The sequence below is a fragment of the Cupriavidus necator A5-1 genome, assembly GCF_000744095.1.
GTDB lineage: Bacteria > Pseudomonadota > Gammaproteobacteria > Burkholderiales > Burkholderiaceae > Cupriavidus > Cupriavidus necator_A.
The window spans coordinates 1045532-1060139 of sequence record NZ_JQLI01000008.1 but is presented as its reverse complement, the minus strand read 5'-3'; the positions used below and the strand labels follow the sequence as shown (position 1 = coordinate 1060139).

Sequence of the window (14608 nt, the reverse complement as noted above, 5' to 3'; positions counted from 1 at the left end):
CCGGCCAACTCCATTTCCTTTACGGAGACACCCATGTCCATCGACACCACCGCCGGCGTGGCGGTCGCGGCGCCGCAGGCGCAGCTGTCACGCGCGCGCGCCATTGCCGCCATCACCATCGGCAACGGCCTGGAGTTCTACGATTTCGTGGTCTACAGCTTCTTTGCCACGCTGATCGGCCGCCTCTATTTCCCCGTCGACAATCCCACCGGGCAGTTGCTGATGTCCTTCGCCACCTTCGGCGTCGGCTTCCTGATGCGCCCGCTGGGCGGCCTGCTGATCGGCATGTACGCCGACCGCGCCGGGCGCAAGCCGGCCGTGTCGCTGACGCTGTGGCTGATGGGCTTGAGCTCGCTGATCTTCGTGGTGACGCCGCCGTACGCGCAGATCGGCATCCTGGCGCCGATCATGGTGGTGGTGGCACGGCTGGTGCAGGGCTTTGCCATCGGCGGCGAAATGGGCGCGTCGACTGCGCTGCTACTGGAATACGCCGATGACCGCACGCGCGGCTTCTACACCGCGTGGCAGCCGTTCAGCCAGGGTCTGGCGGCGCTGCTAGGTGCCATTACCGGCCTGGTGCTGAGCAATGTGCTGGCGCCGGCCGATCTGGAAGCCTGGGGCTGGCGCCTCGCCTTCCTGATCGGCATCCTGGTCATTCCCGTTGGCCTGGTGATCCGCCGCCGGCTGGAAGAAACCGCCACGCCAGTGCGCCACGGCGAGCACGCCGCGCAATGGCCGCTGCTGCGCCGCCACGGGCGCGAGGTCATCGCCAGCATCCTCCTGATGATCGGCCTGGCCTCCTCCACCTATATCGTCGTCTACTACATCAGCAACTACGCCGTGAGCGTGCTCAAGATGCCGCTGTCACTGAGCATCTGGGCCGCCTGCGTCGCGGCGCTGGTGCAGGTGGTGCTGTCGCCGTTCGCGGGCTGGCTGAGCGACCGCATCGGCCGCAAGACCGTGGTGCTGTGGTCGCGCGTGGCGCTGCTGGTGATGATCTACCCCGCCTTCGTGCTGATCAACGCCGAGCCGTCGCTGGCGCGCCTGCTGCTGGTGGTCGGTTGCCTGTCGGTACCGATGTCGATGACCGCGCCGGCCTCGATGGTGCTGGTCAGCGAGGTGCTGCCGCAGCGCCTGCGCGCCACCGGGCTGTCGATCGCCTATTGCGTGGCGATCGCGATCTTCGGCGGCTTTGCGCAGTATTTCTCGACCCGGCTGATTCAGATCACCGGTGATGCCAATGCGCCGGCGCTGTATGTGATCGGTTGCGGACTGGTGTCGCTGATCGGGCTGGCGATGGTGCCGGAAACGCTGGGGCGCCGCTTGAAATGAGCGAGCTTGCAACCCTGGCGGCGCCGCTGGCACCGGACACGGTCTGGCGCGGCCGCCGCGATGCCGGCGAGGTGGGCGACACCCGCCGGCTGTTCGAGATCGTCGCCGGGCGCGCCACGGCGCGCGAGGCGGGCGTGCCGGTGCTGCTGGGCTTTTGCTGCGATGCCGGCGTGCTGCGCAACCAGGGCCGCCCCGGCGCCGCCGGCGGCCCGCGCGAGATCCGCCGCGCGCTCGCCGGCGTGCCGGCCCACGGCATCGGCCGCTTGATCGACGGTGGCGATATCGGCTGCGAAGGCGATGCGATGGAACACGCGCAGCAGCGGCTGGGCGCAGCGGTCGCCGCCGAACTGGCCGCGGGCGCGTTCCCGCTGGTGCTCGGCGGCGGGCACGAAGTGGCGTGGGGCACGTGGCAAGGGCTGCGCGCACACCTGGATGCGCATGGCGATCGCGGCCGCGTACTGATCGTCAACCTCGACGCGCACTTCGACCTGCGCAGCAGCCGGCCCGGCAGCTCGGGCACGCCGTTTGACCAAATCGCTGCGGACTGCCTGCGCCGCGGCGACCGCTTCGACTATGCCTGCCTGGGCGTGAGCCGGCTCGGCAATACCGCCGCGCTGTTCGCGCGCGCCAATGCGCTGGGCGTGCACTATGTCGAGGATGTCGACATGCAGGAACGGCACCTCGACGCACGCCTGGCCACGCTGGACGAGTGGGTGGCCGACGCCGACCACGTCTACCTGACCATCGACCTCGATGTGCTGCCCGCGGCCGTGATGCCAGGCGTTTCGGCCCCGGCGGCCTATGGCGTGCCGCTCGCCGTGGTCGAAGCCGTCACCACGCGGCTGCGCGACAGCGGCAAGCTGCGCGTGGCCGATATCGCCGAGTTCAATCCCCTTTATGACCGCGACGGCTGCAGTGCGCGCGTGGCGGCGCGGCTGTGTTATCGGCTGCTCGGCGGCTAGCGCAAACCCCTCCTTTTTAGCCGTCCCCAGGCCCCTCGCCACCGCCTCCGGCGGCCCCGGTTGGGGCGCCTCAAACATCACTTTCCCCTCCGCTCCGACAGGCAACCGCGCGTGCCAGGCTCGCGCAAATTCGCGGGTTAACACCTAGAACGCCGTTCGGGTTTCCGAACACCACCCTCGCGCCCCAGTCCGGATTCCCGAACTGTGCGCCGGAAGCACATCATTTTCCCCTTTGAATTCAACAAGTTGTAGGGCAGCCGAGACCCCTTCGAGCTGGCACGGCGCGTGCAATATAGGCCGCCGCTAACAGCGCCCAACAGGTCGGCCGGCACGTTTCCCAGCGTCCCGGCCCATGCCAAAAAACAAAGGAGGAAACACATGACTGACCCCGCCTTGCCCACCCCCCACATCGCCGCCCAGGCGAGCCGCAGGCACCTGTTGCCGCGCTGACAAAACACACGGCCGGCCCGGCGCCCCAAACGCCGTCCAGCCATCCCGCAATACAGACGCCCGTCCCCTGCATCAATACTCGCCGGGGAATGGACGCACAGGCCTGATCCACGATGAAACTGAATCGACTGCCCACCCTGATCTTCATTGCGATGCTGCTCGGCGTGCTGGTCGGCACCGCCGCGCACAACATGGCGCCGGACGCCGCCACCGCCAAATCGATTGCGGACCACCTGTCCATCCTGACCGACGTGTTCCTGCGGATGATCAAGATGATCATCGGGCCGCTGGTGTTCGCCACGCTGGTGGCCGGCATCGCCAGCATGGGCGACGGCCGCGCCGTGGGCCGCATCGGCCTGAAGGCGATGATGTGGTTTGTCGCCGCCTCGATCACCTCGCTGCTGCTCGGCCTGGTGATGGCCAACCTGCTGCAACCGGGCCACGGCATGAACCTGCCGCTGCCGGCCGCAGACGCCGCCTCGAACCTGAAGACCGGCGCGCTGAACCTGCGCGACTTCATCGCCCACATGTTCCCCAAGAGCTTTGCCGAGGCGATGGCGCACAACGAGATCCTGCAGATCGTGGTGTTCTCGCTGTTCTTCGGCTTCGCACTGGGCACCGTCAAGGACGGCGTCGGCAAGCCCGTGCTGCAAGCCATCGAGGGCCTGGCCGCCGTGATGCTGAAGGTCACCAACTACGTGATGGCCTTCGCGCCGGTGGGCGTGTTCGGCGCGATCGCTGCGGTGATCACCGCGCAGGGCCTGGGCGTGCTGGCCGTGTACGCCAAGCTGCTGGGCAGCCTGTACCTGGCGCTGGCCCTGCTGTGGGTCGCGCTGGTCGCCGGCGGCTACTTCTTCCTGGGCCGTGACGTGTTCCGCCTGCTCAAGCAGATGCGCGCTCCGCTGATGATCGGCTTCGCCACCGCCAGCAGCGAATCGGCCTACCCGAAGGTGATCGACCAGCTGACCCGTTTCGGCGTCAAGGAGCGCATCACCAACTTCGTGCTGCCGCTGGGCTACTCGTTCAACCTGGACGGCTCGATCATGTACACCTCGTTTGCCGCGCTGTTCGTGGCGCAGGTGTATGGCATCCAGCTGTCGCTGACCCAGCAGATCACCATGCTGCTGGTCCTGCTAATCACCAGCAAGGGCATCGCCGGCGTGCCGCGCGCCTCGCTGGTGGTGGTCGCCGCCGTGCTGCCGATGTTCGGCCTGCCGGAAGCCGGCATCCTGCTGGTGCTGGGCATCGACCACGTACTCGACATGGGTCGCACCGTGACCAATGTGCTGGGCAATGCGATTGCCACCGCCGTCGTCGCCAAAAGCGAAGGCGCCATCGGCGCGCCGGTACCGTCCGAGGAGGATGAACCCGTCGCGGATACCACCACCGGCCTAGCATCTGTCCAGGTCGTGGCGGGCAAGTAACAGCGTCCGCCAGGCGTGCCAAGGCCCGGTTGCCGACGAGGCAACCGGGCCTTTTTGCATTCCGGCGCAGAAACTGTCCGCCCTGGTGTGGTAAAAGTAGGCACCCGCGCCGGCCCACTCGCCACCTGCTTGCGGCGCGGCGGCTATGCCACCTGCCTTACCCAACACCTGATGACCGGCCCGCTACACCCTCCCGGCGATACTACCCGCCCGCCCTCCTCCCATGCAGCGTCCGATGCCGGCACCGCCGGCGCCACGGGCCTGGCGCGCCTGCCTCACGGCCTGCGCGGCGCCGCCCCGCTGCTGGCCCTGCTGGCGCTGGCGGTGCTGGTGGGCCTGGCGGGCGCGCTCGGCTACCGCTATAGCTACGACACCGCGCTGGCGCGCCAGGCCGAGCGCGGCCAGGTGCAGCTGCGCCTGTACACCCAGGCACTGGAAAGCGAGCTGGCCCACTACGACTACGTGCCCGGCCTGCTATCGCTGGACGAGCGCATCGCCGCGCTGCTGCTGCGCCCGGACGACCCCGCGCGCGCGGCGCGCGCCAATGACTACCTCGCCGCCCTCAATATCCGCGCCGGCACGCGCGTGGTCTATGTGCTGGATGCGCACGGCAAGGTGCTGGCCACCAGCAACTGGCAGCGCCCCGACAGCTACCTGGGCGAGGACCTGAGCTTCCGCCCCTACTTCCGCTCGGCCATGGAAGGCCAGCTGGGGCGCTTCTACGGCGTGGGCACCACGCGCAGCGAATCCGGTTATTACCTGTCGGCGCCACTGGGCGAGCGCTATAATCCGTCCGGCGTGGCGGTGGTCAAGATCGGCCTGGAGCCACTGGAGAACCGCTGGCAGGGCGCCGACAGCCAGATGCTGTTGACCGACGAGAACGGCGTGGTGATCCTGGCCTCGGACCCGTCGTGGAAGCTGGCCGCGCTGCGCCCGCTGTCGGCCGAGGCGCGCGAGCGGCTGTCGCGCAGCCTGCAGTACAACCGCGCCCCGCTGCCGCAGCTGCCGCTGGAGACGGTGCGCAAGCTCGCCAATGGCAACGGCGGCAGCAGCGACGAACTGGTGCGCCTGCGCCGCGGCCCGCCGATGCTGGCGCAGCACGCCGCGCTGCCGGGCACCGACTGGCAGCTGACGCTGCTGACCAATACCTCGCAGGCGCGCGTGGCCGCGCTCAACACCGCCGCGCTGGCGGGCGTGCTGACCGCCTTCGTGCTGCTGCTGGGCGCGGCCTGGAACGTGCGCCGGCGCATCGTCAACGAACGGCTGGCGGCGCGCGCGGCGCTGGAAGCGGCCAACAGCGAGCTGGAACGCAAGGTTGCCGAGCGCACCGCCGACCTGTCCGCCGCCAACCAGCGCCTGCAGGCCGAGGTGGCCGAGCGCATCCGCGCCGAGACCGTGCTGCGCCAGGCGCAGGATGGGCTGCTGCAGGCCGGCAAGCTGGCCGCGGTGGGCCAGATGTCGACCGGCATCGCGCATGAGCTGAACCAGCCGCTGGCGGCGCTGCGCACCATTTCCGGCAATACCGGCAAATTTCTCGAGCGTGGCGACTACGGCACGGTGCGCGCCAACCTTGACACCATCATCGGCCTGGTCGAACGCATGGGCCGCATCACCGGCGCGCTCAAGTCGTTCGCGCGCAAGTCCGGCAACGGCAAGCGCCAGGCACGCCTGGCCGAGGGGGTGGACAACGCGCTGTTCCTGCTGCAGACGCGCGTGGACGCGGTCCAGCCCGAACTGCAGCGCGATATCGACCCGACGCTGGCGGTGGTGTGCGATCCCAACCGCCTCGAGCAGGTGCTGGTCAACCTGCTCGGCAATGCGCTCGATGCCGTCGCCGGAAAACCCGGGCCGCGCATCGCGCTGCACGCGCACATCGCCGGCGGCATGGTCCACCTGACCGTGCGCGACAACGGTTCGGGCCTGTCGGAAGAAGCCTTTGCGCGGCTGTTCGAACCGTTCTTTACCACCAAGCCCGCCGGGCAGGGACTGGGGCTGGGCCTGACCCTGTCGGCCGGCATCCTCAATGAAAGTGGCGGCAGCCTGTCCGCCACCAACCACCCCGACGGCGGCGCCTGCTTTACGCTGGTGCTGCCGCTGGCGCCGCAGGACGCCACCTCCAAGGACGCATCCCATGCCGGCTGACCTGACCGTACTGATCGTCGAGGACGATGCCGACGTGCGCCTGGGCTGCGAGCAGGCGTTGCGCCTGGAAGGCATCGCCACGCGCGGCGTGGGCAGCGCCGAGGCGGCGCTGCGCGAGGTCGGGCCGGGCTATGCGGGCGTGGTTGTCAGCGACATCCGCCTGCCCGGGCAGGACGGCATGGCGCTGCTGGCGCAACTGCGCGAGCGCGACCCGGCGCTGCCGGTGATCATGATCACCGGCCACGGCGACGTCGGCCTGGCGGTGCAGGCGATGAAGCAAGGCGCCTACGACTTCCTGGAGAAACCGTTCTCGCCCGAGCAGCTGGTGGACGCCACCCGGCGCGCGCTGGAACAGCGCCGCCTGGCGCTGGAAGTGTCAGAACTGCGCGATCGGCTGGCGGGACGCCAGAAACTCGAAACCCGCCTGATCGGCCATTCGCCCGCGGTCGAGCGGCTGCGCCGGCTGATCGCCGACCTCGGCGGCACCGACGCCAACGTGCTGATCCATGGCGAGACCGGCACCGGCAAGGAACTGGTGGCGCGCTGCCTGCACGAGTCCAGCCAGCGCCAGGCGCGCAACTTTGTCGCGATCAACTGCGGCGGGCTGCCCGAGCAGCTGTTCGAAAGCGAGATTTTCGGACACGAGGCGGGCTCGTTCACCGGTGCCGCGCGACGGCGCATCGGCAAGATTGAGCATGCCGAGGGCGGCACGCTGTTCCTCGATGAAATCGAGAGCATGCCGATGCCGCTGCAGATCAAGCTGCTGCGCGTGTTGCAGGAGCGCGTGGTGGAGCGGCTCGGCTCCAACCAGCCTGTGCCGGTCAACGCGCGCGTGGTGGCCGCCACCAAGGCCGACCTGCGCTTGCTGTCCGATGCCGGCCAGTTCCGCGCGGACCTGTACTACCGCCTGAACGTGATCACGCTGGAACTGCCGCCGCTGCGCAAGCGGCGCGAAGACGTGCCGGCGCTGTTCGAACACTTTGTCGCGCACGCCGCGCTGCGCTTCGGGCGCGAGGCGGTGCCGGCCACCCCAGCCGAGCTGGCCGCGCTGGTGGCCTACCCGTGGCCGGGCAATGTGCGCGAGCTGCGCAACCTGGCCGAGCGCCATGTACTGGGGCTGGGCTGCAACCCGGGCCACGGCACCACCGCACCCGAGGCCCTGCCGCTGGCGCAGGCGGTCGAGCAGTTCGAGCGCGCGCTGATCGCCGACGCCATGCGGCGCCACGACGGCAACCTGAGCCGCGCTAGCGAAGCGCTGGGGGTGGCCAAGACCACGCTATTCGACAAGGTGCGTAAATATGGATTGCAAGGGTTGTAAGCCAGTTGTAAACCTGACCTTGCATCCTCCCGCTGCCAGCGATCCATCACGACATGACAAGACATTTCTGCAGCGACTGCTGAATTTCGGACAGCGGCCACGGGCGTTGCGGCGCGCGCCGGGGAACCACCTCCGCGCTCCGGTGTCTGCGTACTGTCGCTGCCCCACACCCCCGCGGGACAAATGTGCGGTGAAGTACAAAAGTGCGACGGAATATAGTTTTTTCTTACTTATAGACTTGCCTTTGCGGCATATTATGGGCTTCCGGCAAATCCGGACCCGAGGCAATGCAAGTTGCGGAAATAGCTGCAGCCCCGGGAAATGACAAAAACGTTAAATCAATAACAAACAGCCGTCCGGCCGGCGGGGAGCGGGCCAGGACACAGGGTCAGTCAACCATTGGCAGTGAGACACACGCGGCGCAGGTGCCTGGCGCCGCGCACGCCCTCCTGGCGCGACTGCCTTCAGGACTACGGGTGATTGGATGAAACTGGATCCGGCACTGGCTGAAAAGCCTTATTACAGCACGCGTACAGCGGCAAAACTGCTCAATGTCTCATTGGGCACCGTCCAAAAGATGGTCGAACGCGGCGAACTCGGCGCGTGGAAAACCAACGGCGGCCATCGGCGCATCCACAAGGAAACCGTGCATCGCCTGCTGGCCACGCGCATCGGCCACGAACCGGCATCGCCGCACGGCCTGGACCTGGTGGTGTTCCACCCCAACCACCAAGAAGCGCAACGCATCCACGGCCAGCTCGGCAAGTGGGGGCTGCCGCTCAAGAGCGTGGTGGTCGACGACGTGCTCGACACCGTCATCACCTCTGTGAGCGAGCATCCGCGCGTGGTGCTCTACTACGTCGACGAGCTGAACGACAACGAGTCGGCCACCATCGAGAAGCTGCAGAACTTCTTTGCCAGCCAGCACGTGATCTTTGCGGTGATCACCAACCGGCAGGCCTATGACGGCGTGGCCGACGCGCTGCAGCACTGGGGCATCATGGTGTTCCTGAAGACGCCGTCGCTGGAAGAGGTCAAGGGCTTCCTGCGCGCGCAGCTGATGATGGGGCGCGCCCCCTAACGCCTGCGCAGCGCCATCGCGCAACAAGAGAACAGGGGCCACGCAGGCCCCTGTTTGCCGTTGGCCTCAGGCCACCGCTACGTGGCGCGGCGGTGCCAGCCCCGCTTGCCCGTCGGCCTGCGCCATCATCCAGCCGTACAGGTTGCGCGGGTCGGGCGGCATCGCCACCAGCTCCACCGCCCTGCCCGCGCGGTGCGCGTGCGCCGCGGCGTAAAGCCAGCGCAGCGCGGCATAATCTTCCAGCGCAAACCCCACTGAATCGAACACCGTCACCTCGTCCGCGGTGGCGCGTCCCGGCGCGTGACCGGCCAGCACTTGCCACAGCTCGGTCACCGGCGCATCCGCCGCCAGCTGCTGGATCTCGCCTTCGATGCGGGTCTGCGGTTCGTACTCCACCACGATGCGCGCGTGGCGCAGGATATCCGGATGCAGCTCGGTCTTGCCGGGGCAGTCGCCACCGACCGCATTCAGGTGCATGCCCGCACGGACCATCGCCGGCGTCAGGATGGTGGCGCGGGTCTTGTCGGCAGTGACGGTGGACACGATGTCGGCGCCGGCCAGCGCCGCCTCTGTCGACGCCGCCGGACGGATCACCAGCCCCGGCACGCCTGACAGGTTGCGCATCAACCTTGCCGTGGCGGCCGGATCGATGTCATAGGCGGCAATCTCGCGCACACCCAGCATGGCGTGAAACGCCAGCACCTGGAATTCCGCCTGCGCCCCGTTGCCGATCAGCGCCATGCTGTGCGCGCCGGGCCGCGCCATGACGCGCGCGGCCAGGGCCGAGGTGGCCGCGGTGCGCAGCGCGGTGGCCAGGGTCAGGTCGGCCAGCATCAGCGGAAAGCCGGTTTCCACTTCGGCCAGCAGGCCGCACGCCATCACCGTGGGCATGCCGTGCTGCGCGTTGCGCGGATGGCCGTTGACGTACTTGAACGCGTACTGGACGCCGTCGCTGACCGGCATCAGCTCGATCACGCCACGCGCCGAATGGCTCGCCAGGCGCGCTGACTTGTCAAAGGCATGCCAGCGCAGGAAGTCCTGCCGGACCTGCTCGGCCATCTGCACGATGGCGGCCTGCGCGCCGATGGCGGCGACCAGGCGGGCCACGTCGTTGGCGTCGAGGAACAGCGACCGGGCGGTATCTTTCATGATCGTCTCCTTGGCTGTCCATGGTGTCAGGCGGCCGCCGCAGCGATGGCCGGACCGCTGCTGCGGTCCAGCCGCAGCGTCATGCAATACGCGCCACCGCCGGACAGCATGAAGGGCGACAGGTCGACCTCGTGCAGCGTGTAGCCGCGCCGGCCCAGTTCCGTGCGCAGGTGCGGCGTGGTACGGGTCATCACCACCTGGTCGTTCAGGTTGACCGCGTTGACGCTGAAGTGGCGCAGATCGTCTGCGGTGGCCTCGATGCGCAGCCGTGCCGGCACGCGTGCGCGCAGCTCGCGCAGCGCGGCTTCGCTGAAGGCGGGCGGGTAGTACAGCACCTCGCCGCCGGACAGCGGGCAGAAGCACACGTCGAGGTGGTAGCTCTGCTCGGTGGCCAGTTCCAGCGCCACCACGTCCTTGCCGAAGTAGTTCGATACGGCGGTGGCCGCCTTGTGCGACGAGCGCGGTCCGAAGCCAGCCCAGAAGTGGCCGCGGCTGGCGTCCCAGATGCAGTCGCCCGCGCCTTCCTGGAAACAGCCTTCAGGCAGCAGCGCGACCTCGTCGAGCAGGCCGCGCTCGCGCAGTGCGCCAAAGATCGTCCCGAACGGGGCTTCTTCGCCGCGCCGCTGCGGGTAGCGGAAGCGCGCCAGCAGCGCGCGGCCGTCGAGCACCACCGCGGCGTTGGCCGGGAACACCATGTCGGGCAGCCCCGGCGCGCCGGCGGCCACCTCCACCGCAAAGCCGGCCCGGCCCAGCGCCTCGCGCAGCGCGTCGAAGGACTCCATGGCGCTGCGGTGCATGCCGCGCGGGTCGCGCGCCCAGGCGGCCGGATCCATCCACGGATTGATGCTGTACGACACGTCGTAGAAAGTCGGCTCGACAAGCAGGATCGTGGGGGTGTTGATCACGGTGGCTCCTTTTTTCGTGATGGCGGTTGGGAAAGAATTCGGTCGATTGAATTCTCGGGGAGTCTGGTGCTAACTAATAGCCAGCACCTTGCGCAATTTGCGCCTACCATTCAGCAAATCGCCAGATCGCTCTGGCAAATCGCCAACAACCCCTTTCGCCCCGCCATGGATGCCACTGATCACCAGCTCTTGTCCCTCCTGCGCGACAACGCGCGCATGCCCGTCACGGCGCTGGCCCAGGCGCTGCGCGTGTCGCGCGCGACCGTGCAGAACCGGATCGACAAGCTGGAAAAGGAAGGTGTGATCGTCGGCTATACGGTGCGCCTGCGGCCCGAGGCCGAGGCACACCGAATCCGCGCGTGGATGACGATTGCCGTGGAAGGCAATAAGGCCCGTACCGTGCTGCAGGCGCTGCGCGGGGAGCCCAATGTGCAGGCGCTGCACACCACCAACGGGCGCTGGGACATCATTGCCGAGCTGCGCGCCGACAACCTGGAGGCGTTCGACCGCACGCTGGACCGGATCCGGCTGATCGACGGCATCAGCGCCACCGAGACCAGCATCCTGCTGTCGACCTACAAGCTGTAGCGCGCGGGCGGACTACTCAGGCCGCGACGCGCCCGCGCAGGCGCTCGCGCCGCGATTCCTCGTGGTGGACATGACCGCTGGGGCGAAGCAGGTCACGCAGGGACAGGATCCCGGCCAGGCGCATGGTTTCCACGCTCTCCACCACCGGCAGCCGCGCCACGCTCAGCGCCGCCATGCTGCCGGCGGCGGCGCGCGCGGTCTGTCCGGGCAGCAGCACATGGGCCGGGGTGGTCAGCAGGTCGCGGCAGCGCATGCCTTGCGGCACCTCGCCCGCCGCCAGGCCACGGATGGCGGTGCGCTCCAGCATGCCGAGCACGCGCCCGTCCGCCACCACCGGATAGGCGCGATGCGCGGCATGCTCGCCGAAGTAGCACGCCATGGCCTCGGCCACCGGCAGGTCGGCGTCGATGGCGACCACCTCGCGCGACATCAACTCGTCCACGTGCGCGCGCTCGAGTGGATCGACGCCGTATTCGCGATAGATATGCAGGCCGCGCCGCGCGATCTTCTCGGTCATGATCGAACGCTTCATGGTCAGCACCGAGAAGCCATAAGCCACCGCGGTAGTCAGCAGCAGCGGCAGCAGCGCCGGCGTGTCATGGGTCAGGCCGAAGGCAAAAACGATCGCAGTCAGCGGCGCGCCCAGCACGCTGCCGAGCACGCCGGCCATGCACACCAGCGCCCACAGCTGCGGCGAGCCGCCCGGCAGCCACGGCGCCAGCACCACGCCCAGTCCCGCGCCCAGCATCAGCAGCGGCGCCAGCACGCCGCCCGAAGTGCCCGAGCCCAGCGCCGCGATCCAGATCAGGGCCTTGACGGCCAGCAGCGCCACGGCGATCTCGATGGCGATGCGGTTGTTCAGCAGGTCGCCGATCACGTCATAGCCCACGCCGAGCGCGCGCGGCTCGAAATAGCCGCCGATGCCGACCACCAGCCCGCCGAGCGCCGGCCACCACATCCAGTGCACGGGCAGACGCGAAAAGGCGTCTTCAGTGCGGTACAGCGCCAGCGTCAGGGCCGCGCCCAGCGCGCCGCACAGCAGCCCGGCCAGCACGCACGAGGCCAGCGCCTGCGTACCGGCCGCGGCGGTCTGCAGCGGGAACAGCGGGCCCGCCTCGAAGAACAGCGGGCGCAGGAAGCCCGCCACCGCGCACGCGAGCGCCACCGGCAGCAGGCTGCGCGGGCGCAGCTCGAACAGCAGCAGTTCGACCGCCAGCAGCACCGCCGCCACCGGCGTGCCGAAGATTGCCGTCATGCCGGCGCACGCGCCCGCCACCAGCAGCGCCTTGCGCTCGCCCGCGGTCAGGTGCAGGTACTGCGCCAGCAATGAGGCCAGCGAGCCGCCGGTCATGATGATCGGCCCCTCGGCGCCGAACGGCCCGCCGCTGCCGATCACGATGCCCGACGACAGAGGCTTGAGCACCGCCACGCGCGGCGACATCTTGCTCTTGCCGAACAGCACCGCCTCGATCGCCTCGGGGATGCCGTGGCCGCGGATCTTGTCGCTGCCGTAGCGGGCCATCAGCCCGACGATCAGCCCGCCCAGCACCGGCACCGCGATCACCCACGCGCCCAGCGCATGGCCGGCCGGCGAGCGCTCGGCCAGCGACAGTGTCTGGTAGAAGAACAGGTTGGTGAAGAAGCGGATCAGGTTGACCAGCACGTCAGCCGCGACGGTGCTCAGGGCACCGATGCCGAGCGCGATGACGGACAGCATCAGCAGGCGGCGGTTGACGGTGTAGTCGCGCTTTTCGGACGGTGCGGCTGACGACATTGGGGGCTCCTTGTCTCTTGTGCGGTGCAAGATGCGCCAATGTTGGGATGCGCTGCACCAAAGGCGACCGAATATATCACCGCGTGATATATTACGTGCACCATTCCAAAGCGCCCCCCGTCACAAGAATGCCAACCGCCCCCGCCGTCTCCGCCCTGGCGCAGAATGCCCGTGCCTGGCTACGCACTTTCGTCCCGCTGCCGGTCGCCGCGAACCGCCACGAGCGCCTCAAGAGTTGCATTGGCGCCCTGCTCGGCCTGTTCTGCACCGAGTGGATCAGCCACCAGACCCTGGGTGGCTTCAACCCCTGGTTCGTCGCCCCGATGGGCGCCTCGGCAGTGCTGCTGTTCGCGGTGCCGTCGAGTCCGCTGGCGCAGCCGTGGTCGATCATCGGCGGCAATCTGCTGGCTGCGCTGGTCGGCGTGGCCTGCGCGCGCTGGATCCCGGATCCCGGCCTGGCCGCGGCGACGGCCGTGGCGGTGGCGATCGCGCTGATGTTCCAGTTCCGCTGCGTGCATCCACCCAGCGGCGCCGTGGCGATCACCGCGGTGTTCGGCGGGCCGGCGGTCAGTGCGCTGGGCTTCGGCTTCGTGGTCGTGCCGGTGCTGTTCAATTCGATGCTGCTGCTGTTGATGGCGCTGGCCTTCAACAACCTGTCGCAGCGGCGCTACCCGCACCGCCCGCCGGAGCCCGCGATGCAGCATGGCACCAAGGACGTGCCGCCGACGCAGCGCATAGGCTTTACCCGCGCCGACCTGGACGCGGCACTGCAGCAACGTGGCGAATTCCTCGACATCGAGGAAGACGACCTCGAGCAGATCCTGGTGGCCGCGCAACTGCGCGCCTACCGCCGGCACTTCGGCAACGTGCTGTGCGGCGAGATCATGTCGCGCGACGTGGTCACGGTGCGGCCCGACCAGCCCGCCCATGAAGCCGGTCACCTGCTGTCGCGGCACCGCATCAAGGCGCTACCGGTGGTGGACGCCAACAGCAGGCTGGAAGGCATCATCACGCAGAGCGATTTCTTTGCGGCGCAGCGAGATACCGGGGCGCGGCGGCTGGCCGGGACTGTGCGGGATCTGATGACGCGTGCGGTGGTCACCGCCCGTGCCGACCAGCCGATGGTGGAACTGGCCCAGGCGTTTTCCGACGGCGGCCTGCATCATGCGCCGGTGATCGACGACCACCGCCGCGTGGTCGGCATGGTCACGCAGTCCGATCTGGTGGCCGCGCTGCTCAAGAGCGGCGTGATGGCGGTGCCGGGTTGAAGATCTTGTAATGTCGATGATCGGCGGCTCTCGCTGCTGGTGACATGTGTCGCTGTTCGACCGCTCGTGCGGCTGGGATTCAAGGGCTTTCGCGGCTGGTGACATGTTGTCGTTGTTTGAACCGCTTGGTTCCGCCCTCCTGGGCGGGTGACTATTGTCCGAGCGACAAAAGTCACCAAAATCGCATCGCCTGAGCGGCTGGCTATCAAGGGGGC

11 protein-coding genes are annotated in these 14608 nt (G+C 68.5%); 8 read left to right on the top strand and 3 right to left on the bottom strand.

What is annotated here, in order from left to right:
• Positions 1–33: 33 nt before the first annotated feature.
• From K307_RS29085 to K307_RS29060, 6 genes are all read left to right on the top strand, one after another.
• A complete protein-coding gene (locus tag K307_RS29085) occupies positions 34–1332 on the top strand; it encodes an MFS transporter (RefSeq protein ID WP_042884349.1) in 1299 nt (432 codons plus the stop codon).
• Entirely contained in the window at positions 1329–2294 is a 966-nt protein-coding gene (gene hutG, locus K307_RS29080; protein WP_042884348.1) for a formimidoylglutamase, read from the top strand. Before K307_RS29085 ends, hutG begins: the two co-directional genes overlap by 4 nt.
• 563 nt (positions 2295–2857) lie before the next feature.
• A complete protein-coding gene (locus tag K307_RS29075) occupies positions 2858–4168 on the top strand; it encodes a dicarboxylate/amino acid:cation symporter (RefSeq protein ID WP_042884346.1) in 1311 nt (436 codons plus the stop codon).
• Positions 4169–4339: 171 nt separating this feature from the next.
• Positions 4340–6310, top strand: a complete 1971-nt coding sequence (locus K307_RS29070; RefSeq protein WP_042887522.1) for a sensor histidine kinase — start codon at positions 4340–4342, stop codon at positions 6308–6310.
• Positions 6300–7628 carry a sigma-54-dependent transcriptional regulator gene (locus tag K307_RS29065; protein WP_042884345.1) on the top strand — a complete coding sequence of 443 codons (1329 nt, stop codon included), beginning with the start codon at positions 6300–6302 and terminating at the stop codon, positions 7626–7628. Before K307_RS29070 ends, K307_RS29065 begins: the two co-directional genes overlap by 11 nt.
• Before the next feature lie 484 nt (positions 7629–8112).
• Positions 8113–8709, top strand: a complete 597-nt coding sequence (locus K307_RS29060; RefSeq protein ID WP_022533782.1) for a helix-turn-helix domain-containing protein — start codon at positions 8113–8115, stop codon at positions 8707–8709.
• Between the two features lie 66 nt (positions 8710–8775).
• Here the strand turns inward: K307_RS29060 and K307_RS29055 are convergent, their stop codons facing one another.
• Both K307_RS29055 and K307_RS29050 read right to left on the bottom strand, forming a co-directional pair.
• On the bottom strand, positions 8776–9858 hold the full coding sequence (locus K307_RS29055; RefSeq protein ID WP_042884342.1) for an ornithine cyclodeaminase: 1083 nt from the start codon (positions 9856–9858) through the stop codon (positions 8776–8778).
• A 26-nt stretch (positions 9859–9884) separates the two neighbouring features.
• Positions 9885–10763 (bottom strand): dimethylarginine dimethylaminohydrolase family protein, encoded by an 879-nt coding sequence (locus K307_RS29050; RefSeq protein WP_042884339.1) that lies wholly within the window; start codon positions 10761–10763, stop codon positions 9885–9887.
• 165 nt (positions 10764–10928) lie between these two features.
• Here K307_RS29050 and K307_RS29045 point away from each other — a divergent pair, with 165 nt between their 5' ends.
• Positions 10929–11351, top strand: coding sequence for an Lrp/AsnC family transcriptional regulator (locus tag K307_RS29045; RefSeq protein ID WP_042884337.1), 423 nt, complete (start codon positions 10929–10931; stop codon positions 11349–11351).
• A gap of 16 nt (positions 11352–11367) precedes the next feature.
• Here the strand turns inward: K307_RS29045 and K307_RS29040 are convergent, their stop codons facing one another.
• The gene (locus K307_RS29040; protein ID WP_042884335.1) at positions 11368–13125 is read right to left on the bottom strand and encodes a chloride channel protein; all 1758 of its coding nucleotides are present in this window, start codon (positions 13123–13125) and stop codon (positions 11368–11370) included.
• A 128-nt stretch (positions 13126–13253) separates the two neighbouring features.
• Here K307_RS29040 and K307_RS29035 point away from each other — a divergent pair, with 128 nt between their 5' ends.
• A complete protein-coding gene (locus tag K307_RS29035) occupies positions 13254–14393 on the top strand; it encodes an HPP family protein (protein ID WP_042884333.1) in 1140 nt (379 codons plus the stop codon).
• Positions 14394–14608: the final 215 nt, after the last annotated feature.